This window comes from Bradyrhizobium sp. (genome assembly GCF_016462955.1).
In the GTDB taxonomy this organism is placed as follows: domain Bacteria; phylum Pseudomonadota; class Alphaproteobacteria; order Rhizobiales; family Xanthobacteraceae; genus Bradyrhizobium.
Window position 1 is genome coordinate 13,755 of sequence record NZ_JAEMSD010000111.1, and the last position, 2,216, is coordinate 15,970.

Sequence of the window (2,216 nt, forward strand, 5' to 3'; positions counted from 1 at the left end):
GGACTCGAAAACCGCGGATGTGACCGAAACGTCGCTGCGCATCCGCCTCCCCAGCCGGTCGTCGCAGAATGAACCTAAAGCGCCATCTGGCGGCTGATCTCGCTCGCGTCGAGGCTGGCGCGATCGCAGGTGAACTTCACCGCCCCGCGGTCCATCACCGCGAAACTGTCGCCGAGTTCGCAGGCAAAGTCGAGATATTGTTCGACCAGCACGATGGCGATGTTGCCGAGGTTGCGCAGGTAGGAGATTGCGCGGCCGATGTCCTTGATGATCGAGGGCTGAATGCCCTCGGTCGGCTCGTCGAGCAGCAGCAGTTTCGGCCGCATCACCAGCGCCCGTCCGATCGCGAGCTGCTGCTGCTGGCCGCCGGAGAGGTCGCCGCCGCGCCGGCCGAGCATGGATTGCAAAACCGGAAACAGCGAGAAGACGTCGTCCGGAATGTGCCTGTCCTCGCGCTTGAGCGGACCGAAGCCGGTCTTGAGGTTCTCCTCGACCGTCAGCAGCGGAAAGATCTCGCGGCCCTGCGGCACGAAGCCGATCCCCTTGCGCGCTCGCTCGTACGGCTTGAGGCCGGTGATATCGCTGCCGTCGAACACGATTGCGCCCGAAGAGATCGGATATTGCCCGACCATCGCGCGCAGCAGCGAGGTCTTGCCGACGCCGTTGCGCCCGAGCACGCAAGTGACCTTGCCGGGCTCGGCCGAGATCGAGACGCCGCGCAGCGCCTGCGCCGCGCCGTAGAACAGATTGATGTCCTTGACCTCAAGCATCGTTCAGCGTCCCAAATACACTTCGATGACCCGTTCGTTGGACGAGACCTGGTCGATGGTCCCTTCCGCCAGCACGGTGCCTTCGTGCAGGCAGGTGACCTTGACGCCGAGCTCGCGCACGAAGGTCATGTCGTGCTCGACCACCATGACGGTGTGGGTCTTGTTGATTTCCTTCAGCAGCTCGGCGGTGAGGTGCGTCTCGACGTCGGTCATCCCCGCGACGGGCTCGTCGACGAGCAGCAGCTTGGGGTCCTGCGCCAGCAGCATGCCGATCTCCAGCCATTGCTTCTGGCCGTGGCTGAGGCTGCCGGCAAGGCGGTTGCGGGCCTCGGTGAGGCGGATCGTCTCCAGCACCTTGTCGATGCGCTCGGACTCCGCCTTGCTGCCGCGCCAGAACAGCGTGCCCCGGACCGAGTGATCGACATTGAGCGCGAGCAGCAGGTTGTCCTGCACGGTCTGGCTCTCGAACACGGTCGGCTTCTGGAACTTGCGGCCGATGCCGAGCTCGGCGATACGGGTCTCGTCGAGCCGCGTCAGATCGGTGACGCCGTCGAACAGAACCGTGCCTTCGTCAGGCTTGGTCTTGCCGGTGATGATGTCCATCATCGTGGTCTTGCCGGCGCCATTGGGACCGATGATGGCGCGCATCTCGCCGGGCGCGAGCGTCAGCGACAGATTGTTGATGGCATGGAAGCCGTCGAACGAGACGTGCACGCCGTCCAGGTAGAGCATCGCGGAAGTCGCGCGGGTGTCCATGACGTTCATGACCGCTTACTCCGCCATCTTGGGTTCGGTGACGCCGTCTTCGGCGGCGGCACTGGCTGTGGTCGCGGCGTTGCGCTTTTCCTTAGACTGATCCCACCAGGCATTGAAGGTGCCGACGATGCCCTTGGGCAGCAGCAGCGTCACCAGGATGAACAGCGCGCCCAGCATGAACAGCCAGTACGGCGCCAGCATGCCCGACGTGAAGAACGTCTTGGCGTAGTTGACGACGACGGCGCCGAGCGCGGCGCCGACCAGCGTGCCGCGGCCGCCGACAGCGACCCAGATAACCGCCTCGATCGAATTGCCCGGCGCGAACTCGCTCGGATTGATGATGCCGACCTGCGGCACGTAGAGCGCGCCCGCCACGCCGGCCATGCAGGCGGACACCGTGAACACGAACAGCTTGTAGGATTCGACGCGGTAGCCGAGGAAGCGCGTGCGCGATTCGGCATCGCGTACCGCGATCAGCACCTTGCCGAGCTTTGAGGAGACGATGGCGCGGCAGACGAGGAAACCGACGATCAAGGCAAGACAGCTCAGCGCGAACAGCGCGGCACGCGTACCCTCCGCCTGCACGTTGAAGCCGAGGATGTCCTTGAAGTCGGTCAGGCCGTTGTTGCCGCCGAAGCCGAAATCGTTGCGGAAGAAGGCGAGCAGCAGCGCATAGGTCATCGCCTGCGT

The 2,216-nt window shown here is 64.6% G+C and carries 2 protein-coding genes and 1 pseudogene; all 3 read right to left on the reverse strand.

Going from position 1 to position 2,216, the window contains the following annotated elements; all coding sequences use genetic code 11:
- Window positions 1-74: 74 nt before the first annotated feature.
- The gene (gene urtE, locus JHD07_RS14255) at window positions 75-770 is read right to left on the reverse strand and encodes an urea ABC transporter ATP-binding subunit UrtE (protein WP_291623153.1); all 696 of its coding nucleotides are present in this window, start codon (window positions 768-770) and stop codon (window positions 75-77) included.
- A 3-nt stretch (window positions 771-773) separates the two neighbouring features.
- Window positions 774-1,535: an urea ABC transporter ATP-binding protein UrtD gene (gene urtD, locus JHD07_RS14260; protein WP_130363273.1), complete on the reverse strand. Its 762-nt coding sequence runs from the start codon at window positions 1,533-1,535 to the stop codon at window positions 774-776.
- 6 nt (window positions 1,536-1,541) lie between these two features.
- Window positions 1,542-2,216, reverse strand: a pseudogene (locus JHD07_RS14265) (urea ABC transporter permease subunit UrtC); the annotation flags it as partial.